Origin of the sequence: Hoeflea sp. IMCC20628 (assembly GCF_001011155.1) — a bacterium.
Taxonomy (GTDB): domain Bacteria; phylum Pseudomonadota; class Alphaproteobacteria; order Rhizobiales; family Rhizobiaceae; genus Hoeflea.
In genome coordinates this window covers 3,613,610-3,637,274 of sequence record NZ_CP011479.1, presented here as the reverse complement: position 1 = coordinate 3,637,274, position 23,665 = coordinate 3,613,610, and the positions used below count along the sequence as shown (strand labels likewise).

Here is a 23,665-nt window from a genome sequence, read left to right as displayed (position 1 = left end):
TCGCATAGCCTCAAATCTTGCACAGGACGAGGACATGCCATGCAACCGATTCAGCTTTTCGAACTGACATCCAAGCAAGCGCACTGGCTTTCGGTGCGCCAAAGCGTTGTCGCCGGAAACATTGCAAATGCCAACACGCCTGGTTACGCCTCGCGTGAAGTGGCAGCCTTCCAGGCGGTTCTCGATCAGACCGCGACACGGATGGCCGTAACCCATCCTGGTCACATTCAGGAAGATGCACTGCGCAGCTCGGTTCGCGACGGAAGCGGTGATGATGTCGAAGTCCTGCCGTCAGGAAATTCCGTAAATCTGCCTGATGAGATGACCAAGACAGGAGAAATCAAGCGCATGTACGAGCTCAACACGGGAATGGTGAAAGCCTTTCACAAGATGATGCTTCTGACTGTGAGGCGTTGATGGTAGTTGATCCACTCTCATTGGCATCACGCATTGCCTCTTCAGGACTGGATGTTCAGGAAACACGCATGCGTATCCTGTCTGAAAACCTGGCCAACTCCCAGTCGACGGGCGATACGCCCGGCTCCGATGCCTATCGTCGCAAAACCATCAGCTTCTCCTGGGAACTCGATCGCGCCATCGGCGCGTCGAGCGCCAAGGTCAGCAAGATCGACTATGACTCGAGCGAGTTCGCCATTGAGTACGATCCGGGGAATCCCGCAGCCGACAGCAAGGGCATGGTCAAACTGCCGAATGTCAATGTGCTGATCGAACTGGCCGACATGCGCGAAGCCAACCGGACCTACGAAGCCAATCTACAAACAGTCAAGCAGACACGCGAACTGGTCTCCATGACGATCGACCTGCTGAGGGCACAATGATTGATATGATTGGTGCAGCCGGGGCGCTGTCGCGACTTTCAGGTGCGGGCGAAACCGATATGGCCACGGCCGTCGCGATGCCGCAGATGCCAGCGGCAAACGGCCCTGCCACTTCGAATTCCTTTGCCGATGTCATGGCTTCGCTTGGCGAAGGTGTGGTGTCAAATCTCCGGTCCGCAGAAGCCAACTCGTTGGCGGCTGTGCGCGGTGAGGTGCCGACCCGTGACGTCGTCGACGCCATCATGACCGCTGAGCAGTCTTTGCAGACCGCAATCTCGATCCGAGACAAGCTGGTCACCTCCTATCTCGAAATCGCCCGTATGCAAATCTAAGGAACTCGCCATGAAGGCATTGGCCATCGCAGCTACCGGCATGAACGCCCAGCAGCTCAATCTCGAAGTGATCGCCAACAACGTGGCGAACATCAACACCACCGGCTTCAAGCGGGCCCGTGCCGAATTCTCCGACTTGCTGTATCAGGTCGAGCGCAACGCAGGCGTTGCCAACGCTTCCAACCAGGCCATCGTGCCTGAGGGTGCGCATATCGGACTTGGTGTGCAGACATCAGCGGTTCGAAATCTGCATATCCAGGGAACATTGGTGGGGACGTCCAACAAGCTCGACCTCGCACTTGTCGGTCGCGGCTGGTTCCAGATCGAAACCCCGGATGGCGAAACCCAGTACACCAGGGCAGGCGCTTTCAACACCAATGCGGATGGCCAGCTCGTCACCATTGATGGCTACACCGTCGTTCCCGGCGTGACCTTTCCCGATGACGCCAGCGAAGTTGTCATCTCCCGCACCGGTCAGGTTTTTGCCCGGATAGGCAATGAAGTCGAATTGCAGGACCTGGGGCAGCTGACGCTTGCCAATTTTGTCAACGAGGCGGGCCTTGAGCCGCTGGGTGACAATCTGTTCCGTGCAACTCCGGCTTCAGGCCCCGCAAGTGTGGGCGTTCCGGAAGATCCGGGGTTCGCGCATATTCAGCAGGGCTACCTTGAAGCCTCCAATGTGGATCCGGTCAAGGAAATCACCGACCTGATCTCGGCGCAGCGTGCTTACGAGATGAACTCGAAAATCATCCAGGCGGCCGATGAAATGGCTTCCGTCGTCTCCAAAAACCTCAGGTAGCAAAGGAATTGGCGAACATGACGTTTGGCCACACATCGCCTTTGCCCGGGCTTCTCCGCACAGCGGGCTTCATCGCGTGCATGCTCTGCGGCATGGTCCAGGCACAGGCCGGACCGGGCACCGCAGTGGTGCCGCAACGAACCATTTATCCAGGCGAGGAACTGCTTGCCGAACTGGTGCGCGAAGTGGTTGTCACCAATCCGAACCTGCGCGCCGGTTACGCCGCTGTCACCGACGAAGTTCTGGGAAAGATCACCACGCGCACGCTGCTGCCGGGACGTACCATTCCCGTTGGCGCCTTGCGCGATGCCTGGGCGGTTGAGCGCGGCGCCACCGTGTCGTTGATCTTCGCTGGCGGTGGCCTGACCATAACCGCTGTTGGAACCCCGCTTGAAAATGCCGCCGTCGGTGATTTCATTCGCGTCCGCAATGTCGAGACCGGAGTGGTGATATCGGGCACGGTTATGGGCGACGGCACCGTGCGGGTGGCAGCGAAATGATCCGCAGGATCGCAAAGATATTTGGTATCTGGATCGCCTTGTTCTGCCTGACTGGGGCTCAACCTGATTTCGGTCCTGCTTCCGGCTATGGGCTAGGTCTGGTGCAGCGCGCTGACGCGGCTTCGCGGATCAAGGACATTGCGTCGCTGCAGGCCGGGCGCGACAACCAGTTGATTGGTTATGGCCTGGTTGTCGGTCTGCAGGGCACCGGAGACAGCTTGCGCAATTCGCCCTTCACTGAACAGTCCCTTCGCGCCATGCTGCAAAATCTCGGCATCTCGACCGAAGGCGGCTCCTCGCGCGCCAACAACGTCGCGGCCGTCATCGTCACTGCCAATTTGCCGCCGTTCGCCAGCCTTGGATCCCGCATTGATGTCAGCGCTTCGTCGTTGGGCGACGCCACCTCGTTGCGCGGCGGAACGCTGGTGATGACCTCGATGTCCGGGGCCGATGGCCAGATTTATGCCGTAGCACAGGGCTCTATAGTGGTGTCTGGGATATCTGCCGCGGGCGATGCCGCGAGCCTTCAGCAGGGTATCACCACCGCCGGCCGGTTGCCGGGCGGAGGCATTATCGAACGCGAAATTCCTGCGAAATTCAAGGAGGTCGGCGGCCTCGTCTTTCAGCTTCGCAATCCTGATTTTTCCACTGCAGTTGGCATGGCTGACGTGATCAACGCCTATGCCGAGGCGCGCTATGGCGGCTCGATCGCCGAAGCCCTGGATTCCACGACCGTCGCGGTTCGCAAACCCAAAACCGCCGACCTTGCGCGCCTGACGGCCGAGCTCGAAGGCCTGATCGTCGAAACCGATACGCCGGCACGTGTTGTCATCAACGAGCGCACCGGCACAATCGTGATTGGCAATGATGTTCGCGTTTCAAGAGTAGCAGTCACCCACGGCACCCTGACCGTTCAGATCAATGAAACGCCGACGGTCGTGCAACCAGCCCCGTTCTCCAATGGGGTGACCGCAATTGAGCCGCTGACCGACATCACCGCAGGTGTCGATGGCGGCAAGGTCGCCATTATCGATGGTCCTGATCTCAGGACACTCGTTGCCGGTCTCAATTCGATTGGCGTCAAGCCTGATGGCATCATCGCTATCCTCCAGGGCATCAAGTCGGCCGGTGCGCTGCATGCTGAACTGGTGCTGCAATGAGCTCTGATTATCCCAGCCGTCCAAAACGGGCGTTTCCGGGCCTCGGCGCCGTCGCTGCATTAGCTTTGGCGATGCTGTCGCCCGGCGCGCTGGCGCAGCAGGCGCCGCTTCCGACCATGGAAGACGAGATCCGCGCGTTCTGCGGCAATATTGCCGACGCCGCGCGTGATCAGCGCTATCTGATTCAGAAGAAAGAGCTTGAAGAGCTGCAAGCAGGCGTTGACGAGCGCATTTTGCGGCTCGACGAGCGCTCGGTTCAGTACCGGGATTGGCTTCAGAAGCGCGAGGAATTCATGCGCGTCGCCGAAACCCAGCTCGTCAGCATCTACAAGAACATGAAGCCCGACGCCGCCGCCGAACAGCTTGAAATTGTCCCGCCCGGGATCGCTGCAGCCATCATCATGAAACTGAGCCCACGACTTGCCAGTTCGATCCTCGCTGAGATGGATTCCAAGAAGGCCGCCGGTTTGACCGGCATAATCGCCAGTGCTGCGGCAACTGACCAACCAAAGGATCCGTCATGATAAGGGCCATCGCCTTAACCGCTCTCGCCCTTTCCCTGGCCGGATGCGGCTCACAGACATTCAACGAAATCGGCAAGGCGCCGGAGATGAGCCCTGTGGGCTCGGGTCTGGCCTATGGCGAGACGCCACAGATGGCGGCCTATCCAAAGCAGCCGCCGCAGCGCTCCAGCAGCTTTTCGCTGTGGGACGATCGCAGCTCGAAACTGTTCCAGGATGCCCGCGCGGTCAGTGTCGGTGACATTCTGACCGTTGATCTGGCGATCAACGACAAGGCGAGTTTCGACAATGAGACCGACCGCAGCCGCACCAATTCGAGCGGCATAAATGCAGGAATCAACATTCCGACCATTGGTGCGGTTGGCGAGGGTGATCTCAACTTCGGTTCCAACACCTCAACCAACGGGCAGGGCACTACTGCGCGGTCCGAACAGCTCAAGTTGCGCATCGCCGCAGTTGTCACCGGTATCCTGCAGAACGGCAATCTGGTCATCAGTGGCAGCCAGGAAGTGCGTGTGAACCACGAACTCCGGATCCTCAATGTTGCCGGTATCGTGCGGCCACTGGACGTCGATCACAACAATACCGTTGCCTATGACAAGATCGCTGAAGCGCGGGTGTCCTATGGCGGTCGCGGGCGATTGACGGAAGTGCAGCAGCCTCCGGTCGGCCAGCAGCTCGTCGACATCTATTCCCCGATCTGATGAGCTGATCATGGCTGACACCGACGACGACGACGATGGGGAAAAGGGCAAATCCAAGAAAGGCCTGATCGTCACCATTGCGATTGTGGCCGTTCTCAGCCTCGCCGCCGCAGGCGGCGGCTGGATGCTGGGCGATATCCTTGCACCGCAGGTGGCCGAGCCGGAGGAGACAGCCGCTGCTGCTCCTCACGCCGGTGATGAGGAAAAGAAGGGTGAGAACGACGAAAACAAACTGCGGGAAAACCTTCTTCCGCTTGAGCCGATAACCACAAACCTGTCATACCCGTCCGAGAACTGGATTCGAATCGAAGTGTCGCTTGTTTTCGAGGGTGAACCGGACAATGAAATTGGCGACGCGATCCAGCAGGATATTCTCGCCTATCTGCGGACGGTATCGCTTCAGCAGATTGAGGGGCCGCGCGGGTTCCAGTATTTGCGTGAAGACCTGGGTGAACGTGTGAGACTACGCTCGAAAGGCCGCGTCAACGACATCCTCTTGAGGACCTTTGTAATCGAATGATTCGATTTATCACAGTCTTTGCAGCCGTGATGGCATTCGCAACCGCGGCACACAGTCAGGCAATCGACCCGAGCCTGCTGCAAGTGCCGGTGGACGGGTCTGTCGCCAGCTGGATCATCCGGACTTTCGGTCTGCTGACCGTGCTCTCGGTGGCGCCTGGAATCCTGATCATGGTGACCAGTTTTCCGCGCTTCATCATTGCTTTTGCGATCCTGCGCTCTGGCATGGGCTTGGCGACGACGCCCGCCAATATGATCCTGGTCAGTCTTGCTCTGTTCATGACCTTTTATGTCATGGCCCCGACCTTCGACCAGGCATGGGACAAGGGCATCAACCCGCTTCTCGAAAACCAGATCACAGAAAAGGAAGCGATCCCGCTGATCGCCGATCCGTTTCGGGAGTTCATGCTGGCCAACGCCCGGCCCAAGGATGTCGCTCTGTTTATCGATATCGCCACCGAGCGGGGCCAAACCACCGAGTCCGCAGGCAAGATCGATTTGCGGGTGCTCGTGCCTGCCTTCATGATCTCGGAAATCCGGCGCGGCTTTGAAATCGGCTTTCTGGTGGTTCTGCCATTTCTGGTGATTGACCTGGTCGTCGCCACCATCACCATGTCCATGGGCATGATGATGCTCCCGCCCACAGCCATATCGCTGCCCTTCAAGATATTGTTTTTTGTCTTGATCGATGGCTGGAATCTGCTCGTGGGCAGTCTCGTTCGGTCCTTCGTCTGAACGACTTAAGTCACTGTTAACCATGCTTAATTTGAATCAAATTTCCGCTGTCGATTAACATATTCGAAAGCCGGAACTGGGAATATGTTGCCAACACGACGGGACGGAACCCCTTCGTTGTGCGGGCGGGTTCCAACAGGCATGATGCCGAAACGCCGTGACCGGTAAAACAGTAAGCCCGGTATGTCCCTCTCTAGTATTGCGTAATCACAAGGGACTAACCTATGACAAGTATCATGACAAACGCTTCGGCGATGTCTGCCCTGCAGACTCTTCGTTCAATCAATTCCGACATGGAATCCACTCAGTCCGCCATTTCGTCGGGCTACAAGGTCAGCTCTGCGGCCGATAACTCCGCCTACTGGTCCATCGCCACCACCATGCGTTCGGACAACAAGGCGCTGTCAACTGTGCAGGACGCTCTCGGCCTCGGCGCAGCAAAGGTCGACGTTGCCTATACCGGTATGGAATCTGCCATTGATGTGGTTTCCGAAATCAAGGCAAAGCTGGTTGCGGCCCGCGAGCCTGGCGTTGACAAGACAAAGATCGACAAGGAACTGACAGAGCTTAAGAACCAGCTTCAGTCGGTTGCTGAATCAGCTTCGTTCTCCGGTGAAAACTGGCTCAACAACACCACCACAGCGGCTTCCGGCACCAAGAACATCGTCGGCGGCTTCAACCGGGATTCCGGCGGTCTGGTGAAGTTGACGACGCTTGATGTCAACACCACGTCGACGACGCTGATCGGTTCTGCCAACGAAAGCCTGGGTATCCTGACCAAGGATATCGATGCTGATGCGCTGGATGCAAATGGCACCGGTACCGCTCGGAACTACTTCCTGATCGACACCGGATCGACCACCGGCACCACCGCGTCTGGTTCGGCTATTGCTCTGACTGCAACAACGACTGACGCTCAAGTCGAGGACATGATCCGTGCAGTGGACTCGATGTTCACCCAGATGACGGACGCAGCCGCCAACCTTGGTGCGGTCAACAGCCGTATCTCGATGCAGGAAGACTTCGTCTCCAATCTGCGCGACTCCATCGACAAGGGTGTCGGTCGTCTGGTGGATGCGGACATGAACGAGGAATCGACCCGGTTGAAAGCCCTGCAGACCCAGCAGCAGCTCGGCATTCAGTCACTGTCGATCGCCAACTCCAGCTCTGAGAACATCCTGTCGCTCTTCCGTTAAGGAACGCGCCAGGCTCGAATTCAGAGCAGGTCAATAACACACGCCGGGGAGCAATCCCCGGCGTGTTCTTGTTTCGGAGAGAGAAATTGTTGAAGCGATGATTTACCGCTTAAACTTTCAGTAACCCTAACAGTTCATGCTGATGTCATTGAATGACGGGTCGTTGATCGGAGGAAACCGGCAGCGACGGGCATGAAGTCTCGCCGTCATTGCCGGTAAACAAGCCCGGCATGTCCCAAGTATCGCTGTTTTAAGGGACGCCACCATGACAAGTATTATGACTAACTCCGCCGCGATGTCAGCATTGCAGACTCTTCGTTCGATCAATTCCGATATGGAAACGACGCAGAACCGTGTTTCGTCAGGTTACCGCGTTGAGGATGCGTCCGACAACGCCGCCTATTGGTCGATTGCCACCACCATGCGTTCCGACAACGAGGCCCTGTCGACAGTCAAGGATGCTCTCGGCCTTGGCGCAGCAAAGGTCGACGTTGCCTATACCGGTATGGAATCTGCCCTCGATGTGGTTTCCGAAATAAAGGCAAAGCTGGTTGCTGCTCGTGAGCCTGGTGTCGACAAGACCAAGATCGACAAGGAACTCACCGAGCTCAAGAACCAGCTGGTGTCCATCGCTGAATCGGCTTCATTCTCCGGTGAGAACTGGCTCAACAACACCACCACGGCTGCATCCGGCACCAAGAACATTGTCGGCGGGTTTACCCGAGATTCAGGTGGATTGGTGAGCATCACGACGCTCGATGTCAATACTACGACAACTACATTGATCGGCGCTGGCAACGAAAGCCTTGGTATTTTGACCAAGGATATCGATGCTGATGCGCTGGATGCAAATGGCACCGGTACCGCTCGGAACTACTTCCTGATCGACACCGGATCGACCACCGGTACCACCGCCTCTGGTTCGGCTATTGCTCTGACTGCAACAACGACTGACGCTCAAGTCGAGGACATGATCCGTGCAGTGGACTCGATGTTCACCCAGATGACGGACGCAGCCGCCAACCTTGGTGCGGTCAACAGCCGTATCTCGATGCAGGAAGACTTCGTCTCCAATTTGATGGACTCCTTCGACAAGGGTATCGGGCGTCTCGTGGATGCGGATATGAACGAGGAATCAACCCGCTTGAAAGCTCTGCAGACCCAGCAGCAGCTTGGCATCCAGTCACTGTCAATCGCCAATTCGAACTCGGAAAACATCCTGTCGCTCTTCCGTTAAGGAACGCGCCGGGCTTGAATTCAGAGCAGGTCTACATCACACGCCGGGGATTGCTCCCCGGCGTGTTTTTGTTACGGAGAGAGAATTTGTTAAAGCGATCACCCGCCAGTTAAACCTTCCGTAACCCTAACCGTTCATGTTGGCGTCAATGAATGACGGGTCGTTGATCGGAGGAAACCGGTGGCGACGGGTATGAAGCCTTGCTGTCATTGCCGGTGTCCAAGTCCGGTATGTCCCATGTATCGCTGTCTAAAGGGACACCACCATGACAAGTATTATGACTAACTCCGCCGCGATGTCCGCACTGCAGACGCTTCGTTCGATCAATTCCGACATGGAAATGACGCAGGATCGTGTTTCGTCAGGTTATCGTGTTGAGAGTGCGGCCGACAACTCCGCCTATTGGTCTATTGCAACCACCATGCGCTCCGACAACAAGGCGTTGTCGACAGTCAAGGATGCCCTTGGCCTCGGCGCTGCGAAGGTCGACGTTGCCTATACCGGTATGGAATCCGCCATCGACGTGGTTTCCGAAATAAAGGCAAAGCTGGTAGCTGCCCGCGAGCCTGGCGTCGACAAGACCAAGATCGACAAGGAGCTCACCGAGCTCAAGAACCAGCTGGTTTCCATTGCTGAATCGGCTTCGTTCTCCGGTGAAAACTGGCTCAACAACACCACCACGGCTGCCGCCGGCACCAAGAACATCGTTGGCGGTTTCAACCGGGATTCCGCCGGTTTGGTGAGCATCACGACGCTTGATGTCAACACTACGTCAACGACGCTGATCGGTGCTGCCAACGAGAGCCTTGGTATTCTGACCAAGGATATCGATGCTGATGCGCTGGATGCGAATGCTACCGGTACCGCTCGGGACTACTTCCTGATCGACACAGGTTCGACCACAGGCACTTCGGCAGCGGGCACGGCAATCGCTCTGACTGCCGCCACGACCGACGCTGAGGTCGAGGACATGATCCGTGTGGTGGACTCGATGTTCACCCAGATGACCGACGCCGCTTCCAACCTTGGTGCGGTCAACAGCCGGGTTTCCATGCAGGAGGATTTCGTCGCCAATCTGATGGACTCCATCGACAAAGGTGTCGGGCGTCTGGTGGATGCGGATATGAACGAGGAATCGACCCGGCTCAAAGCCCTGCAGACCCAGCAGCAGCTCGGCATTCAGTCACTGTCGATCGCCAATTCGAACTCGGAAAACATCCTGTCGCTCTTCCGTTAAGATGGGACTGATTCGGAGCCGCCTTCGGGTGGTTCCGGCCCAGTCAGACGCAAACAGGCCGCATCGGAAACGATGCGGCCTGTTTGCGTTCAAATGCGTCCTGTTCAATGCGTCGTACACTGACTCTATCTGCCGGTTCTGGCCCCATTCGGTTAACAAGGGGTTGAGTTAACTGTTGGTTAACCATAAACGTTTACCTCTTAGTTACCAACGGTGAACCGGAACGCATGGGCAATGTCTGCTCCGGGTTGCATGATGCAAGATCACCGTAACCGGAAAAAACAGGCCGGTATGTCCCTGGGCAATTTATGGGGCATTTATTATGACCAGCATTATGACCAACGCAGCCGCAATGGCTGCTCTGCAAACACTTCGGACGATCAACACCGACATGGAAACGACGCAGGCGCGGGTGTCTTCGGGCCTTCGTGTCGGCAGCGCCGGCGACAACGCGGCTTACTGGTCGATCGCAACGACCATGCGATCCGACAACAAGGCGCTTTCCACCGTGAAAGACGCTCTCGGACTTGGAGCTGCAAAGGTGGACATCGCCTATACCGCGATGAACAGTTCCATTGACGTGATCTCTGAAATCAAGGCCAAGCTCGTGGCGGCCCGCGAACCTGGCGTTGACAAGACCAAGATCGACAAGGAACTTACCGAGCTCAAGAACCAGCTTCAGTCAATTTCCGAATCGGCTTCGTTCTCCGGCGAAAACTGGCTCAACAACTCGTCCACTGCGGCAGCAGGCACCAAATCAATCGTCGGCGGCTTCAACCGCGACGTCAATGGCCTGGTGACGATCACCACGCTGGATGTCAGTGTCACCAGCATCACAATGATCGGTGAAAAAAATGAGAGCCTTGGTATTCTGACCAAGGATATCGACGCCAATGCGCTCGACCCGGACGCGGCCACGACCACTGCGCGTAACTACTTTCTGATCGACACAGGGTCCACGACGGGCACTACAGCTTCCGGCGCGGCAATCACGCTGACGGCAGTAACAACCGATGCTGAGGTCGATGACATGGTTCGGGTGGTTGATTCCATTCTCAGCCAGATGACAGATGCGGCTTCCAACCTGGGTGCGATCAACAAGCGCGTCTCGATGCAGGAAGATTTTGTCGCCAATCTGATGGATTCGATCGACAAGGGTGTGGGCAGACTGGTTGATGCCGACATGAATGAAGAATCGACCAGGCTGAAAGCGTTGCAAACGCAGCAACAGCTGGGCATTCAGTCCCTCTCGATCGCGAACTCGAATTCACAAAACATCCTGTCGCTCTTCCAGCAGTAAGCCGGGGCTCGCTCCCTTGGTGAGCGGACAGACATATCGAATTCTGCTGTGCCGCCGGTCATCGGTCATGGTGGATCAGCTGGACCGCACCAACATTGCCCTTGGTGCGGTCCAGCGGCTATTTGGTCACACGGTATTGGTGCCAATAGGGCTGATTTGGCCATCGTTCATGCTCACACAAGTTTTGCTCTCTAGGTTTCGCCGGAGCACGACGGCGCGCTGCAGCTTTGCCGTCCCTGCTTTCGCCTTTCGAAGGGAAAGAAATTGAACTGCTCATTGCCAGCTACCGAGATCAATCGGAGACAATCATGACGGCCAGTCTCGCCCGGTTTCTCCCGGACTTCGAAGTGCCCGGCATCAAGGTTCTCCATGCGTCTCGATCTCACCATGTGGCACCCGAAGCCAAGCCGGAGCCGGAGATCGATATCGCGGCCATACGCGCGCAAGCTCGGGCGGAAGGCGAAGCCGCAGCCAGAGCCGAGATGAGCCAACAGCATGAACTCGACCTGCAGGCCGCGCAGAACCGCCACGCCGAGGAGCTTGCCACGGTCAAGGCAGAGCTGGAAATGCTTGCCGCGCAGACCATACCTGAAGCAATTGCCGCTCGAAGCGCCGACATCGCCGGGCTGATTGCCGGTGATGTCGAAGCCGTTTTGGCGCCGTTGATCGATGATGCCATTCGGACGCGGATCATCGCAGGTCTTGCAGACGAGATCCGGACAATCCTGGAGCTGGATAACGCCACACGGATTTCGGTATCCGGACCGGAAGGCGTCATCCAGGCCTTGCGCCAAATCATCGGCCCGGATGCCGACAGGCTGGTCGTTGGTGAAGCGGACGGCGTCGATGTTGAAATCGAAGTTGACCGGACCCGCTTTGTAAGCCGGATATCGGAATGGACAAAAGTCCTGGTGGAGAACCCGGCATGAGTGACGGTTCATCCACGCACCAGGGCAAGAACGAAATCATCATTGTCAAGCGGCGCCACGGCGGCGATCATGATGGCGCCCATGGCGGAGCGTGGAAAATTGCCTACGCCGATTTCATGACAGCCATGATGGCGTTCTTTTTGGTGATGTGGCTGGTCAACGCGGCCAATGAAGAAACCAAGGCGGCGGTCGCAAGCTACTTCAATCCAATCACATTGGTAGACGAACGGCCAACCGATCGCGGTATCAAGGAAGTTGGAAACAGCGCTGAAGGAGAATCCAGCGCGCCAAAATCCGAAGCCGACGGGGATGTCACCAGTAACGGCCAGGCTGGGGAGACCGGCGAAAAGGACAACACCACGATCGGTGAAAAAGAGTCCTATTCGGAAGCCGATTACTTTGAAAATCCCTATTCTGTTCTGGCGGAAATTGCCCTGGAAACAGGAACCCAGACCAATACGTCCTCAAAAGGGGATGGCGGCGCGGCGCAGTCCGGCCCGGCGACCGGGGCCAGCGGCGGCGAGGCCTATCGCGACCCGTTTGATCCCGATTTCTGGTCCAAGCAAATCGAAGAGCAGCGCGTATCGTTGCGAGAAAGCCAGTCCATGGTCAAGGCCGAGCGGGTCCAGGAAAACCTGACGCCAACTGACGCCATTGACGAACTGGGTAACCGGGTGACACCCGGCCAGGATGGCAACCCCGAAGCCGGTCCCATGGGGAGTCAGTCCGCTCAGACGCCTGGTGAAAATGGCACTGGCGGGCTGTCTGCAGAACAGGCTTCTGCCAAACGTGCAGAGGCCGAAGCCGAAGCTGATGTTCTCAAGGACCAAATCGCCAAGGCGCTCGGTGGCGCAGTCGGCAAGCTTGCCGAAGGGCTCACAGTGACTCCGGCTGAAGGCGGTTTGCTGGTGTCGATCACCGACCAGCTTGATTTCGGAATGTTCAATGTCGGATCGGCAGTGCCGGCGCGCGATCTGGTCGTGGCCATGGAGAAGATCGGACAGATACTCGCCGAACGTCCCGGCGCGATCGCCATTCGCGGTCACACCGACGCACGGCCGTTCGCGTTGGGCAATGACGACAATTGGCGTCTGTCGATGGCGCGTGCCCATTCAGCCCTTTTCATGCTGGTTCGAGGCGGTGTTCTGGAGGATCGCATCTTTCAGGTGTCAGGTTTCGCCGATCGGCGCCTCAAGGACCCCGAAAATCCATTCTCGGAGGTCAATCGGCGCATCGAAATTCTCGTTGAGGGCCAGGGGAGCTGACCGTGCGGTCCAGGTTTCGCGCAATTCCTGTAAGCCTCGCCGTTCTCGCGGCGATGTTTACGTTTGGGGTGTCGGCAGAGGACAAGTCCGCTGGTCATGGCGCTACTGACGGCCAGACGCCCGCTGCGGCAGTTGAGGCCTATGCCACCGAGCCCGAGCCGCCCCGTGCGGATGTGTTTGACCCAAGTAAAGCCCACGCGGCTGAGCCTGAGCCAGACACCGCTGATGCGGCTGAGCCTGAGCATCCAAACTCCCATGAGGTTGCTGCCGAAACGTCCGAGCAACCCGTCGATGAAAGCGGTGCGGAAGCCGAAAATTCTCCCGTTGGTGTCAAGGCTCCGTCTTTCGGCGCAGATGACGGAGAACCCGGCGTTCCGGTAGCCGGTGGCCTCGACGGTCTGGCACCCTACAAGTTGATACGGTCGCTGCAATTCGTCCAGGACAGTGTCGTTCAGGGTGATCACTCGGCGATGGAGATGCAGCGCTTCCTCATAGGCGTCATCGACACTCGATTGCGCGAGGCCGAGCAGGATGTATTTGACGATCCGCGCAATGTGGATGCCGCACTGATCTATGCCATGAGCGGTGGCAATCCCGAGACCCTCGAGATGTTGGCGATCAGGGACAAATACGGAAACTTCGACAACGAAGTGACCACGGTACTCCGGGCCTATCTCAACGGAAAGGCTGCGACGATCAAGACGACCCTTGCCGAAGTCGTCGAGATTTACCGGGATACCGAAATCGGTCCCTACCTGACCCTTGTCTCGGCCAATGTAATGGCAGCGGCCAATGATTCCGCTGCATTGGACATGTTCGATTGGGCACGGTTGACCGCGCCAGGAACCTTGGTCGAGGAGGCGGCGTTGCGCCGTTCTCTGTTTATCGCTGTGCAAAAAAACCTGGTCGAAAGGGCCTTGAACTACGCCCAGATTTACGCCCGGCGTTTCATCGATTCACCCTATGCCGGCCAGTATGCAGATCTTCTCGTTGATCTGGTGGTGCTTCATTATGACAAGGTTGGCGAAGAGCGTTTGAACCAGATTCTGTCTTTTATGGACAGGCCGCGCAAACGCGAGGTCTATCTCCGCATTGCCCGGAAGGCGGCCATCTCAGGCCTCCGCGAACTGGCTGTGCTGGCGTCCAAAAAGGCTGAGACCTTGTTCACGCCCTCCGACAAGCTGCCGCAGGCTTTGGCGGAACTCTATTCAGGCATGTCAAGAATTCCCACGGATGGTGTTGCTGCTGTTCTGGCAGACATCAACGCGGTGTCCCAAGGCCAATTGACGCAACGTGACCAGGCATTGCGCCAGGCCGCTTTGATAATCGCCGAGGAGGTTATCCGTAAACCCGATCCGAACAGCCTCACGCAAGCATTTTCGCCCAATGTAGCTGCATCGGACAAGGTCGATGATAGCCAGGTGCCGGACGGCGGCATTGAGGAACTAGCAAGCACTTTGGAGACCAAACCGACAGTTTCGCCAGAAGATGAAGAAACGGTCGCGAAGGACGCTGTGTTCCGCGAGTATGTCGCCGACCGCAAACAAACGCTCGAGCGCATAGACAAGATGCTCGAGGGAGTTGAAGAGGATAAAGGGTCTTGAGCGCTTTGGACTTGGTAATGCAACGGCAGGTGCCGGCACGGGCGTCAACCGGCCTGGGCGAGAGCGTCGCCGCAGAGTCGAAGGGTGGGACGGGGAATGCTGCATTTTCAGCAATTCTTTTCGGAGAACAACGTAGTGCCGCAGGCAATCGGGGTCGGCTCGACACCAATGATCGCAGCGACGCCGAGGCAGATGCCGAGACCGTCGACACCGAAGAATATGCCACAGACAACCAGTCGCTGTTAGCCTCCTCCGGTTCCGACGAAATGCTGACCTTGCTGTCGGGCTTGATGTCCAGTGCCGCCTTCAGTGAAGAACCCGGAAAGCTTGTGTCGGCGGAAACACCGCCTGACGAAGTTATGGCAGCCGAGAGTGGAATTGACGAAGTGGCTTCAGGTGTTCTGACAGCAACTCAACAGATGAACCCAACCACATCTGCCTCGAAAGTCACAAACCTGACGTCTGAAGACCAGGACGCCAAGTCAGGCCTTCAGGGGCAGGCAAAGTCCGATAGTGTCGAGACCCCCCAGTCGAAGTCCGACGCCAGGGCAAACAATGCTTCGCCGGCTATCGCGCTGAACGCGGCCTCTGCTGCTCCCGGTCTTGCTCCTGCGCTAAGCATAGGTGCCGGTCAGGGTGCGCAATCGCCCACCAAAGCGCAGTCTTCCGAGGTCACCGCGGACAAACAGAAGAAGTCAGCCGCACCCCGGGATGGGCTTGGCGCGCTGGGTGTTTCGAGGGAGGCATCTCCCACCAGCATGGCTGAGCCCCGGACAGCGGAAACCAAACCTTCAGGCACCGCTGAGCCCCGGACAGCCGAAACCAAAGCCTCCGGCAATGATCGGCCTTCCGGCGCTTCAGAGCGAAACGGCGGCGGCGCCGCAACCAAGGAGGCACTGGCAGCACTTGGTCTTTCGAGGGAGGCATCTCCCGCCAGTACGGCTGAAATCAAAGCCTCCGGCAATGATGGACTATCTGGCGCTTCAGGGCGAAAGAGCGCCAGCGTCGATAGACAGCCCGACGAGCAGATCGAGGCGAAGCCGCGCACTGTCGAAGTCGTAGAATCGCGCCGGTTCATGCCAGCAACACAAGTGTCAGGCAACGCGCAATTGCTGACCAGCGCATTGGGTGAGGCCGGTGATGCCGCTCTCGCTGCGCAGCGTTCGGCACCAACAGGAGCAGCCGCTGGCGCTGCCGCGCCTCAGACCGGGCAGACTCTGCACACACTCAAGCTTCAACTCAATCCGATGTCGCTCGGCAGCGTCACCGCCGTCATGAAACTTTCCGGTGAGGCGCTGTCCGTCGAGCTCAAGGTCGAATCTGCCGAAGCCTACCGTCAGCTGTCCGACGACAGTCAGTCGATTGTCAAATCCTTGCGTGCCCAGGGGTATGCCGTTGAGCAGATCACCATCCAGCATGTGGCCAGTCCCGACAAGTCCGCCAATCAGGGATTTTCTGGTGGCTTTCAGGGCAATGAACCCGGTGATGCGAAATCTTCCGGTGGAAACAACAACGGAAACAATACAAACCAGCAGAATCAGCAGGGGAGACAAGGGCATGAACACACTTCGAATGTTGGTTCTGGCACTGGTCGCTCTGACGGCGTTTATCTCTGAGGGCAGCTCGCCTCGCCAAGCAGCGGCGGTCACCAGCATTTGTGAAGCCGAAATATTGAGTGCTGCGCGAGCCCATGGTGTCCCGCCTGGAATATTGCATTCCGTCGGACTGACTGAAACCGGACGCAAGGGGTCGCTCTATCCTTATGCGCTCAACATTGAGGGGCGAACTGTTTTTGCCAAAAGCCGCACCGATGCGATCCGGGAATTCGATCGTGCCCGCGCCGACGGCAAAACTCTGATTGATCTGGGCTGCATGCAGATCAATTATCGTTATCACGGCGCCAAATTTGCTTCCGTGGCCGCCATGCTCGATCCGCACGCCAATGTTGACTACGCCGCACGGTTTCTCGCCCGATTGCATGCGCGCCACGAAACCTGGACAATGGCGGTCGCCCGGTATCACGCGGGCCCTGACAATGATCCGGCGCAAAAACATTACGTCTGCCGTGTAATTGCCAACCTTGTCGCCACGGGCCACGGCGCATGGACGCCTCAGGCAAAGGCATTCTGCAATTAATGCAACCAAAGATAGAAATATAGAATAAAGGATGCTTTCGGACGATTTTGTCAAACGTTAGGCAAAGATTAATGGTGCAAGCAAAAATTAACTCCTTGTTAACCTTTTCCCGAGATGATTGTGCTTATCAACAGGACTGGTACCACATCTAGCCAAATCAGCGGAAAACATGGTTAATCAATTGTTAAAAAATACCATGTGATTTTCATAGTTTACCCTGAATCCCGCGCTTCGTACTCCTTGGCTCCATGATGTACCACACTGATTCGGAGGCGAACGAATGATCGTAGTGGTTGATGATCGGCAATTGGTTAAAGACGGATACACTTCCCTTTTCGGACGGGAAGGGGTGCCTTCGGCAACTTTTGATTCCATAGAATTCGGCGAATGGGTCCAGACAGCGGCGGATGCGGATCTGGATGCTGTCGAGGCGTTCCTCATCGGGCAAGGCCAGATGACGCTGGATTTGCCACGCGCAATTCGCGACAGGTCACAAGCTCCGGTCATCGCTGTCAGCGATACGCCGTCGCTTGAATCGACTCTGGCGTTCTTCGATAGCGGTGTTGACGATGTCGTCCGCAAGCCGGTTCATCCGCGCGAAATCCTGGCCCGTGCAGCGGCAATTCGGCGGCGCCTCAAGGCGGTGACGAACCATGTCGATATCGGGCCGATCCGGGTTTATTCCGATGGCCGCGATCCCGAGATTGAGAACCGCCCCTTCGCCCTTCCCAGGCGCGAACGGCGCATTCTGGAATACCTCGTGGCCAACCGAGGCCGCCGGGTAACCAAACAACAGATTTTCAATGCGATATACGGGATCTTTGATGAAGACGTCGAAGAGAATGTGGTGGAGAGCCATATCTCCAAACTGCGCAAGAAACTGCGCAAGCGTCTTGACTTCGATCCCATCGATTCCAAGCGCTTTCTTGGTTACCTGATTGATTGGGCTTGAGCTGATCGCGACCGGCCGGATGAATTCGGCCGATTGCCTTTTTTACATGTAAGGAATCAGGTTCACGCAAGGCCCACCAGCTAGGCTGGAATACCGTATGAAACGAGGGATGATGCGATGAGCCTCTATGGAATGATGCAGACCGGCGCGTCCGGTATGAACGCGCAGGCTAGCCGCCTGAGCACCGTTGCCGACAATATCGCCAATGCCAATACGACCGCCTACAAGAGGGCGTCGACCGAATTTTCCTCATTGATCCTCCCGGGTTCCAACAGCACCTACAATTCCGGTGCCGTGACCACCAACGTCCGCTATGCCATTACCGAGGCAGGGCCGCTGGAATTCACCACGTCAGCCACTGATCTGGCGTTGGATGGTGATGGTTTTTTCATTGTCCAGGATTCAGGTGGAATCCCCTTCCTGACCCGTGCCGGATCGTTTGTTCCTGATGGCAGTGGAAATTTGGTCAATGCCGCCGGTTACACTCTGATGGGCTATGACTACGCCAGCGGTCCGCCCGCGCCGGTGGTCAATGGCTTCGATGGTTTGGTCCCGGTCAATATTGCCTCCGGCAGTCTGACTGCGACCGCATCGACGACGGGTGTGTTTACTGCCAACCTCGATGCCAGCGCCACGATCGTTGCGGCTGCCGATCTTCCGTCAGCGAATGCTGCGACTGCGGAATACTCTCACAAGAGTTCGCTGGTGGTTTACGATAATCTGGGCAAGGAAGTCTTGCTCGATTTCTATTATACGAAAACTGCAGCCGATACCTTTGAAGTCGCTGTGTATGACCGGTCGACTGGCGCTCCCAACACGGCCTTTCCCTACACATCTCCGGCGCTTGCCACCACCACGCTGCAATTTGATCCGGCCAACAACGGATTACTGGCTGCAGCTAGTGCGACAGACATCACGCTCAACGTACCCGGCGGTGCGTCACTGACCGTCGATATGTCGAAAATGTCCCAATTGAATTACAAGTTCACGGTCCAGAACGCCGACGTCAACGGCAATGCACCCAGCGCTGTGATTGATGTCGAGATCTCCGCCGATGGCACGATTTACTCTCAGTTCGAAAACGGTGATCTGCAGCCATTGTACCGGATTGCGCTGGCAAACGTCGCCAGCCCGGACATGCTCCGGCCACTGGCCGGCAACGTCTATGCGCAAGGGGCCGATTCCGGAATCATCACGACAGGCTTTGCCGGTAGCGGTGGCTTTGGATCAATCGTTTCAGGTGCCTTGGAAAGCTCCAACGTCGATCTGGCCCAGGAGCTGACGGACATGATTTCGTCGCAGCGCAGCTACACCGCCAACTCCAAGGTCTTCCAGACAGGTTCTGACCTGATGGATGTCCTTGTCAATCTCAAGCGTTAGACCGTCGGTAAGGGACGTTAAAGGACCCACGCAATGTCATTGTCATCGGCGATCAATACTGCGCAAACGTCTCTGTCGAATTATTCGACGCAGACAAATGTCTTGTCGCGCAATATTTCCAATGCCTCCAATCCCGATTACTCTCAGCGCAACGCCGCGCTGGCCACCTCTCTGGCGGGCGCTCAGGTTGTCAGCATTCAGCGCGCTCAGGATCTGGTGCTTTTTGAGAAAAGCGTCAGCAGCACGGCCGTGGCCAGCGGCCAGAGCACCCTCCTGGACGGCATCACCAATCTGAAAGACATCCTCGGCGGCAACGACTACGAAAGCGCCCCAGCCACCCTTATTGCCGCGATGCGCGACACCTTGGCCACCTATGCTGCAAAGCCCGGTGAAAGCACGCTTGCCCAAACAGCTCTGGCGGATGCCAACACCGTTGCTCTTGGGTTGCGTGATGCCTCTGCGGCTGTCCAGAATGTCAGGCTTGATGCCGATCAGGAAATTTCACGCCAGGTTCACACGCTCAACGAATTGCTCTCGCAGTTCGAGGAATCCAATAACAATGTCTATCGCGGCACCCAGACCGGCAAGGATGTCAGTGCCGATCTGGATCAGCGGGATGCGCTTCTCAAAAAGATATCCGAAATTGTCGGGGTGACTTCGGTCACCCGCAACGGCAATGACATGGCGCTGTACACCGCAGACGGTACGACACTTTTTGAAACCGTGGCGCGCCCGGTTACATTTGAAGCCTCTTCCGGGTTCTCGGCCTCCCTTCAAGGCAATTCCATATATATCGACGGCGTTCAGTTGTCGTCGGGTGAGGGTGCGACCACCACGGCACGCGGTTCGCTGCAGGCCTTGTTGCAAATCCGCGACGAATACGCGCCGGAGATGCAGGGCCATCTTGACGAAATTGCCCGGGCCCTCGTCGTCACCTTTGCAGAGAAAGACCAGTCGGCGGTTCCAACACTTGCCGATCAGCCCGGCCTGTTCACATGGTCCGCTGGCACCGTTCCGGCAGGCGCAACCCTCGTGCCCGGCATCGCAGCAACTATCACCATCAATCCTGCGCTGGTGCTGTCGCTTGGCGGCAATCCGCAATTGTTGCGTGATGGCGGGATCAATGGCGCCGCTTATGTCGCCAATACCACCGGAGCAACTGGCTTTACCTCACAACTGGATTCCTATGTGATCGCGCTGGAAACCCCGATGGCATTCGACCCGGCCGCCGGGCTTTCGTCATCTACCAGCCTGTTGAACTTCTCCTCCGATTCTGTGGGCTGGCTTGAACTCACCCGCAGCGAGGCCAGTTCTGCCGCGGTAGCCCGCGAGGCGACCCTTTTCCGGTCGGTGGAGTCACATTCCAATGCAACCGGTGTTTCGCTGGATGAGGAAATGTCGATGCTGCTTGAGCTTGAACAGTCATACAAGGCTTCTGCGCGGATCATTTCGGTTGTTGATGAAATGCTGCAAGCGCTAATGGCGTCGGTGGGATAGGATCATGAAAACCAGCTTCATTTCCAACCAGGCCATGCAGAACGCCATGCGATTGACGATCAGTCGCGGCCAGACTGAAGTGCAGACACTGCAGAAGGAAATCGTCACCGGACGGTACGCCGATATCGGTCTTGCGTTGGGCGCGCAAACCTCCAACAGCATTACCTTGAACAACGACGTCACCCGTCTCAAGAGCATGCAGGCTTCCAACTCGCTGGTCACCCAGAGGCTTTCGGCATCCCAGTTGTCCCTCAACCTGATGGCCGACAGTGCGCAACAGATGCTTGAGGCATTCATCTCCGTCAGCGGTGCAGACGATGCCAACCGGTTGGGGGTTGCCGTTCGCGACGTCGAAGCCGCGCTGGGTGCGTTCACGGTGGCCGCCAATACGTCGTCCAATGGCGAGTACCTGTTTGCCGGTATCAATTCCAGCGAAAAGCCGCTTGATGATTATTTCGGCGCGGGGTCTGCCGCGAAGGCGGCATTCGACACGACTTTCCTCGCTCATTTTGGCTATACACAGGACGACCCGCAGGCCGTCAACATCACCGTCACCCAGATGGATGATTTCATCACCAATGTGCTTGAACCGGCGTTCAGCGGTCCCGATTGGAACACCAACTGGTCGAGTGCGAACGACACCAACATTTCAAGTCGCATCCTGACCAATGAAGTGGTCGATTCTGGGGTCAATGCAAATGCGGACGGCATGCGCAAATTCGCGCTGGCTGCGGTGATCGGTCTGGAATTGCTCGGTTCGCCGATATCCAGCGAAGTTCGTGTCGCCGTCAACACCCGCGCCATGGAATATGCCGGTCAGGCGATAACCGGGATCGACAATCAGCGCGGAAGTCTCGGACTGTCCGAAAACCGCGTGACCAAAGCCAATGACTCGCTGAGCTCGCAGATCGAGATATTGACCCTGCATGTGGTCGATATCGAAGGAGTGGATGCCTACGAGGCCTCCACACGCATGCAAGCCTTGTTGACCCAGGTTGAGATGTCATATGCGCTGACGGCCCGGATCCAGCAATTGAATCTTATGAATTACCTGTAACTGTGTCTCCCGGAGTAACCGGGTAAAGCCGACAAACATGAAGGGCGTCTGAATGTACCAGTTTTCCTATGCGGATGTTCAGCAGGATGGTGTTGCCGAAGCGCGTGAACGCGAGCGTGAGGCGATCAATCATTCCATATCCCTGTTGACTGCAGCGAAAGCCAACGGCCTCGAATCGCGCGATGCCATCGAGGCGGTTTACTTCGTCAGCCGCCTCTGGGTGCGGTTTGTCGAAGATCTGGCATCACCTGACAATGAATTGGCCGAAGAGCTTCGAGCCAATCTCATCTCGATCGGGATCTGGGTCATCAAGGAAGCCGAACGCATCAGGCAGCGTCAGTCGGACAACTTTCAGGGCATCATCGATATCTCGATCATCATCAGGGACGGGCTGAAATGAAAAGTTCACTTCGCATTTCGCTCAAGGCCGGCGAACGCATCTTCATCAATGGAGCGGTGCTTCGGGTCGATCGCAAAGTCGCGCTTGAGTTTCTCAATGATGTGACGTTTCTGCTCGAGAACCACGTGCTGCAGCCGGAGCAGGCGACAACGCCGCTCAGGCAGCTCTACTTCATCGTTCAGATGATGCTGATCAATCCCGAAGGCGCCGAGCAGTCCATGGTGATGTTCCGCAAATCCGTGGTCATGCTGCTGACCTGCTTTACCAATGATGAAGTGCAGATCGAGCTCAAGCACATCGACGGCATGGTAACCCAGGGCCGCGCCTTCGAGGCGCTCAAGGCAATCCGTGCGCTCTATCCGGTGGAAGAGCAAATCCTCAACTCATCGGCGATGCCTGCAGGCACCATCGACAAAATCCGCAAGGAGCTGGCCCCATGGACGTAAGCGCAGTAAACGCCATAACATCCGGAACGTCGGCTGCGGCGACCGCAGCCAAAAAGACCGCACTGGATTATGACACCTTTCTGACGCTACTGGTGCAGCAGATGAAGAGCCAGGACCCCACCGATCCGATGGATGCAACCGACCAGATCGCCCAGCTTGCCACCTTCAGTCAGGTCGAGCAGACGATCCAGACCAACAAGAATCTGGAATTGCTGCTGCAGTCCTCCAATCTTAGCCAGGCAGGGGCCATCATCGGACGCGAACTGACCAACGCTGACGGCACGGTTACCGGAGTGGTGGATGAAGTTCGCGTGACGACCGCAGGCTTGACTGCAATTCTCGCCAGCGGCCAGGAACTTGCCGTGACATCGGGCGTGTCGATCAGGTAAGGTATACTCAGGTGGATCGACCCGGCTGGGTCTCCGTCCGGAATGCCGGCGGAATGAAAATTGGAACAAATCGGCTGGCGCTGCCTGGCCGGTACAGTTCCGGATAAAGCAGCAGGCTCCGGCCTGCTTTGCACACAGAGCCCATCCATGAGGGATACCGTTCGAGATGAACGAAGCTGACGCTCTTGATATCGTCCAGACCATGATCTGGACCGTGCTGATCTGCTCGGGTCCGGCGGTCTTTGTGGCGATGTTTGTCGGGGTCGGCATCGCCTTCATTCAGGCGCTGACCCAGGTTCAGGAAATCACCCTGACCTTCGTTCCCAAGATCGTCGCCATCTTGATCACTGTCGCCGTTTCGGCGCCTTTTGTCGGCGCGCAGATATCGACTTTTACCAACATCGTCTTCCAGCGCATCGAATCCGGGTTCTGATCCGGCTGAGTCTGGATCGCTCGCGGACGGAGCAGCATCCACATGCTGTTTTGACGCTGGGTCTCCGGCAACACACCTGCCACCTTCGCGCAAGCTTC

27 protein-coding genes are annotated in these 23,665 nt (G+C 57.2%); all 27 read left to right on the top strand.

Features of this window, described 5'->3' with window-relative positions; all coding sequences use genetic code 11:
• Positions 1 to 39: 39 nt before the first annotated feature.
• The 27 genes from flgB to IMCC20628_RS17010 all read left to right on the top strand — a co-directional run bounded on the left by flgB (position 40) and on the right by IMCC20628_RS17010 (position 23,567).
• Complete coding sequence (gene flgB / locus IMCC20628_RS17140) at positions 40 to 417, top strand: flagellar basal body rod protein FlgB (RefSeq protein ID WP_047031229.1); 378 nt, start codon at positions 40 to 42, stop codon at positions 415 to 417.
• A complete protein-coding gene (gene flgC / locus IMCC20628_RS17135) occupies positions 417 to 839 on the top strand; it encodes a flagellar basal body rod protein FlgC (protein WP_047031228.1) in 423 nt (140 codons plus the stop codon). The genes flgB and flgC overlap by 1 nt, the downstream gene beginning before the upstream one ends.
• A complete protein-coding gene (locus IMCC20628_RS17130) occupies positions 836 to 1,171 on the top strand; it encodes a flagellar hook-basal body complex protein FliE (protein ID WP_052766486.1) in 336 nt (111 codons plus the stop codon). Before flgC ends, IMCC20628_RS17130 begins: the two co-directional genes overlap by 4 nt.
• Positions 1,172 to 1,181: 10 nt before the next feature.
• The gene (gene flgG, locus IMCC20628_RS17125; RefSeq protein ID WP_047031227.1) at positions 1,182 to 1,970 is read left to right on the top strand and encodes a flagellar basal-body rod protein FlgG; all 789 of its coding nucleotides are present in this window, start codon (positions 1,182 to 1,184) and stop codon (positions 1,968 to 1,970) included.
• A gap of 80 nt (positions 1,971 to 2,050) precedes the next feature.
• Positions 2,051 to 2,470, top strand: coding sequence for a flagellar basal body P-ring formation chaperone FlgA (flgA, locus tag IMCC20628_RS17120; protein ID WP_245307955.1), 420 nt, complete (start codon positions 2,051 to 2,053; stop codon positions 2,468 to 2,470).
• Positions 2,467 to 3,630: a flagellar basal body P-ring protein FlgI gene (locus tag IMCC20628_RS17115; protein ID WP_082128191.1), complete on the top strand. Its 1,164-nt coding sequence runs from the start codon at positions 2,467 to 2,469 to the stop codon at positions 3,628 to 3,630. The genes flgA and IMCC20628_RS17115 overlap by 4 nt, the downstream gene beginning before the upstream one ends.
• On the top strand, positions 3,627 to 4,154 hold the full coding sequence (locus IMCC20628_RS17110; RefSeq protein WP_047031225.1) for a MotE family protein: 528 nt from the start codon (positions 3,627 to 3,629) through the stop codon (positions 4,152 to 4,154). The genes IMCC20628_RS17115 and IMCC20628_RS17110 overlap by 4 nt, the downstream gene beginning before the upstream one ends.
• Positions 4,151 to 4,855 (top strand): flagellar basal body L-ring protein FlgH, encoded by a 705-nt coding sequence (gene flgH, locus IMCC20628_RS17105; protein ID WP_047031224.1) that lies wholly within the window; start codon positions 4,151 to 4,153, stop codon positions 4,853 to 4,855. Before IMCC20628_RS17110 ends, flgH begins: the two co-directional genes overlap by 4 nt.
• Positions 4,856 to 4,865: 10 nt before the next feature.
• Positions 4,866 to 5,375 (top strand): flagellar basal body-associated FliL family protein, encoded by a 510-nt coding sequence (locus IMCC20628_RS17100; protein ID WP_047031223.1) that lies wholly within the window; start codon positions 4,866 to 4,868, stop codon positions 5,373 to 5,375.
• Positions 5,372 to 6,109: a flagellar type III secretion system pore protein FliP gene (gene fliP / locus IMCC20628_RS17095; RefSeq protein ID WP_047031222.1), complete on the top strand. Its 738-nt coding sequence runs from the start codon at positions 5,372 to 5,374 to the stop codon at positions 6,107 to 6,109. Before IMCC20628_RS17100 ends, fliP begins: the two co-directional genes overlap by 4 nt.
• Before the next feature lie 224 nt (positions 6,110 to 6,333).
• The gene (locus IMCC20628_RS17090) at positions 6,334 to 7,305 is read left to right on the top strand and encodes a flagellin (RefSeq protein WP_047031221.1); all 972 of its coding nucleotides are present in this window, start codon (positions 6,334 to 6,336) and stop codon (positions 7,303 to 7,305) included.
• Positions 7,306 to 7,570: 265 nt separating this feature from the next.
• Entirely contained in the window at positions 7,571 to 8,542 is a 972-nt protein-coding gene (locus IMCC20628_RS17085; RefSeq protein ID WP_047031220.1) for a flagellin, read from the top strand.
• 265 nt (positions 8,543 to 8,807) lie between these two features.
• Positions 8,808 to 9,779: a flagellin gene (locus tag IMCC20628_RS17080; RefSeq protein WP_047031219.1), complete on the top strand. Its 972-nt coding sequence runs from the start codon at positions 8,808 to 8,810 to the stop codon at positions 9,777 to 9,779.
• Between the two features lie 322 nt (positions 9,780 to 10,101).
• A complete protein-coding gene (locus IMCC20628_RS17075) occupies positions 10,102 to 11,079 on the top strand; it encodes a flagellin (protein WP_047031218.1) in 978 nt (325 codons plus the stop codon).
• Positions 11,080 to 11,387: 308 nt separating this feature from the next.
• A complete protein-coding gene (locus tag IMCC20628_RS24345) occupies positions 11,388 to 12,008 on the top strand; it encodes a hypothetical protein (RefSeq protein ID WP_156174552.1) in 621 nt (206 codons plus the stop codon).
• Positions 12,005 to 13,273, top strand: coding sequence for a MotB family protein (locus IMCC20628_RS17065; protein ID WP_047031217.1), 1,269 nt, complete (start codon positions 12,005 to 12,007; stop codon positions 13,271 to 13,273). The genes IMCC20628_RS24345 and IMCC20628_RS17065 overlap by 4 nt, the downstream gene beginning before the upstream one ends.
• A 2-nt stretch (positions 13,274 to 13,275) precedes the next feature.
• The gene (locus tag IMCC20628_RS24340; RefSeq protein ID WP_052766482.1) at positions 13,276 to 14,877 is read left to right on the top strand and encodes a chemotaxis protein; all 1,602 of its coding nucleotides are present in this window, start codon (positions 13,276 to 13,278) and stop codon (positions 14,875 to 14,877) included.
• Positions 14,878 to 14,894: 17 nt separating this feature from the next.
• Positions 14,895 to 16,493: a flagellar hook-length control protein FliK gene (locus IMCC20628_RS17055; RefSeq protein WP_047031216.1), complete on the top strand. Its 1,599-nt coding sequence runs from the start codon at positions 14,895 to 14,897 to the stop codon at positions 16,491 to 16,493.
• On the top strand, positions 16,435 to 17,013 hold the full coding sequence (locus tag IMCC20628_RS17050) for a transglycosylase SLT domain-containing protein (protein ID WP_156174551.1): 579 nt from the start codon (positions 16,435 to 16,437) through the stop codon (positions 17,011 to 17,013). Before IMCC20628_RS17055 ends, IMCC20628_RS17050 begins: the two co-directional genes overlap by 59 nt.
• Positions 17,014 to 17,293: 280 nt before the next feature.
• Positions 17,294 to 17,965: a response regulator transcription factor gene (locus IMCC20628_RS17045; protein WP_047031214.1), complete on the top strand. Its 672-nt coding sequence runs from the start codon at positions 17,294 to 17,296 to the stop codon at positions 17,963 to 17,965.
• A 117-nt stretch (positions 17,966 to 18,082) separates the two neighbouring features.
• Positions 18,083 to 19,345, top strand: coding sequence for a flagellar hook protein FlgE (locus tag IMCC20628_RS17040; protein WP_047031213.1), 1,263 nt, complete (start codon positions 18,083 to 18,085; stop codon positions 19,343 to 19,345).
• Positions 19,346 to 19,378: 33 nt separating this feature from the next.
• On the top strand, positions 19,379 to 20,842 hold the full coding sequence (gene flgK, locus IMCC20628_RS17035) for a flagellar hook-associated protein FlgK (RefSeq protein ID WP_047031212.1): 1,464 nt from the start codon (positions 19,379 to 19,381) through the stop codon (positions 20,840 to 20,842).
• A gap of 4 nt (positions 20,843 to 20,846) precedes the next feature.
• On the top strand, positions 20,847 to 21,899 hold the full coding sequence (locus IMCC20628_RS17030) for a flagellar hook-associated family protein (RefSeq protein WP_047031211.1): 1,053 nt from the start codon (positions 20,847 to 20,849) through the stop codon (positions 21,897 to 21,899).
• A 52-nt stretch (positions 21,900 to 21,951) separates the two neighbouring features.
• A complete protein-coding gene (gene flaF, locus IMCC20628_RS17025; protein ID WP_047031210.1) occupies positions 21,952 to 22,299 on the top strand; it encodes a flagellar biosynthesis regulator FlaF in 348 nt (115 codons plus the stop codon).
• Positions 22,296 to 22,745 carry a flagellar biosynthesis repressor FlbT gene (flbT, locus tag IMCC20628_RS17020; protein ID WP_047031209.1) on the top strand — a complete coding sequence of 150 codons (450 nt, stop codon included), beginning with the start codon at positions 22,296 to 22,298 and terminating at the stop codon, positions 22,743 to 22,745. The genes flaF and flbT overlap by 4 nt, the downstream gene beginning before the upstream one ends.
• The gene (gene flgD, locus IMCC20628_RS17015) at positions 22,736 to 23,134 is read left to right on the top strand and encodes a flagellar hook assembly protein FlgD (RefSeq protein ID WP_047031208.1); all 399 of its coding nucleotides are present in this window, start codon (positions 22,736 to 22,738) and stop codon (positions 23,132 to 23,134) included. Before flbT ends, flgD begins: the two co-directional genes overlap by 10 nt.
• Positions 23,135 to 23,300: 166 nt before the next feature.
• Positions 23,301 to 23,567, top strand: coding sequence for a flagellar biosynthetic protein FliQ (locus IMCC20628_RS17010; protein WP_047031207.1), 267 nt, complete (start codon positions 23,301 to 23,303; stop codon positions 23,565 to 23,567).
• Positions 23,568 to 23,665 lie beyond the last annotated feature (98 nt).

What these genes read in the sequence shown, in the direction of transcription:
- flgB (WP_047031229.1), top strand. Translation starts at nt 40, where the DNA reads ATGCAACCGATTCAGCTTTTCGAACTGACATCCAAGCAAGCGCACTGG.
- flgC (WP_047031228.1), top strand. Translation starts at nt 417, where the DNA reads ATGGTAGTTGATCCACTCTCATTGGCATCACGCATTGCCTCTTCAGGA.
- IMCC20628_RS17130 (WP_052766486.1), top strand. Translation starts at nt 836, where the DNA reads ATGATTGATATGATTGGTGCAGCCGGGGCGCTGTCGCGACTTTCAGGT.
- flgG (WP_047031227.1), top strand. Translation starts at nt 1,182, where the DNA reads ATGAAGGCATTGGCCATCGCAGCTACCGGCATGAACGCCCAGCAGCTC.
- flgA (WP_245307955.1), top strand. Translation starts at nt 2,051, where the DNA reads ATGCTCTGCGGCATGGTCCAGGCACAGGCCGGACCGGGCACCGCAGTG.
- IMCC20628_RS17115 (WP_082128191.1), top strand. Translation starts at nt 2,467, where the DNA reads ATGATCCGCAGGATCGCAAAGATATTTGGTATCTGGATCGCCTTGTTC.
- IMCC20628_RS17110 (WP_047031225.1), top strand. Translation starts at nt 3,627, where the DNA reads ATGAGCTCTGATTATCCCAGCCGTCCAAAACGGGCGTTTCCGGGCCTC.
- flgH (WP_047031224.1), top strand. Translation starts at nt 4,151, where the DNA reads ATGATAAGGGCCATCGCCTTAACCGCTCTCGCCCTTTCCCTGGCCGGA.
- IMCC20628_RS17100 (WP_047031223.1), top strand. Translation starts at nt 4,866, where the DNA reads ATGGCTGACACCGACGACGACGACGATGGGGAAAAGGGCAAATCCAAG.
- fliP (WP_047031222.1), top strand. Translation starts at nt 5,372, where the DNA reads ATGATTCGATTTATCACAGTCTTTGCAGCCGTGATGGCATTCGCAACC.
- IMCC20628_RS17090 (WP_047031221.1), top strand. Translation starts at nt 6,334, where the DNA reads ATGACAAGTATCATGACAAACGCTTCGGCGATGTCTGCCCTGCAGACT.
- IMCC20628_RS17085 (WP_047031220.1), top strand. Translation starts at nt 7,571, where the DNA reads ATGACAAGTATTATGACTAACTCCGCCGCGATGTCAGCATTGCAGACT.
- IMCC20628_RS17080 (WP_047031219.1), top strand. Translation starts at nt 8,808, where the DNA reads ATGACAAGTATTATGACTAACTCCGCCGCGATGTCCGCACTGCAGACG.
- IMCC20628_RS17075 (WP_047031218.1), top strand. Translation starts at nt 10,102, where the DNA reads ATGACCAGCATTATGACCAACGCAGCCGCAATGGCTGCTCTGCAAACA.
- IMCC20628_RS24345 (WP_156174552.1), top strand. Translation starts at nt 11,388, where the DNA reads ATGACGGCCAGTCTCGCCCGGTTTCTCCCGGACTTCGAAGTGCCCGGC.
- IMCC20628_RS17065 (WP_047031217.1), top strand. Translation starts at nt 12,005, where the DNA reads ATGAGTGACGGTTCATCCACGCACCAGGGCAAGAACGAAATCATCATT.
- IMCC20628_RS17055 (WP_047031216.1), top strand. Translation starts at nt 14,895, where the DNA reads ATGCAACGGCAGGTGCCGGCACGGGCGTCAACCGGCCTGGGCGAGAGC.
- IMCC20628_RS17050 (WP_156174551.1), top strand. Translation starts at nt 16,435, where the DNA reads ATGAACACACTTCGAATGTTGGTTCTGGCACTGGTCGCTCTGACGGCG.
- IMCC20628_RS17045 (WP_047031214.1), top strand. Translation starts at nt 17,294, where the DNA reads ATGATCGTAGTGGTTGATGATCGGCAATTGGTTAAAGACGGATACACT.
- IMCC20628_RS17040 (WP_047031213.1), top strand. Translation starts at nt 18,083, where the DNA reads ATGAGCCTCTATGGAATGATGCAGACCGGCGCGTCCGGTATGAACGCG.
- flgK (WP_047031212.1), top strand. Translation starts at nt 19,379, where the DNA reads ATGTCATTGTCATCGGCGATCAATACTGCGCAAACGTCTCTGTCGAAT.
- IMCC20628_RS17030 (WP_047031211.1), top strand. Translation starts at nt 20,847, where the DNA reads ATGAAAACCAGCTTCATTTCCAACCAGGCCATGCAGAACGCCATGCGA.
- flaF (WP_047031210.1), top strand. Translation starts at nt 21,952, where the DNA reads ATGTACCAGTTTTCCTATGCGGATGTTCAGCAGGATGGTGTTGCCGAA.
- flbT (WP_047031209.1), top strand. Translation starts at nt 22,296, where the DNA reads ATGAAAAGTTCACTTCGCATTTCGCTCAAGGCCGGCGAACGCATCTTC.
- flgD (WP_047031208.1), top strand. Translation starts at nt 22,736, where the DNA reads ATGGACGTAAGCGCAGTAAACGCCATAACATCCGGAACGTCGGCTGCG.
- IMCC20628_RS17010 (WP_047031207.1), top strand. Translation starts at nt 23,301, where the DNA reads ATGAACGAAGCTGACGCTCTTGATATCGTCCAGACCATGATCTGGACC.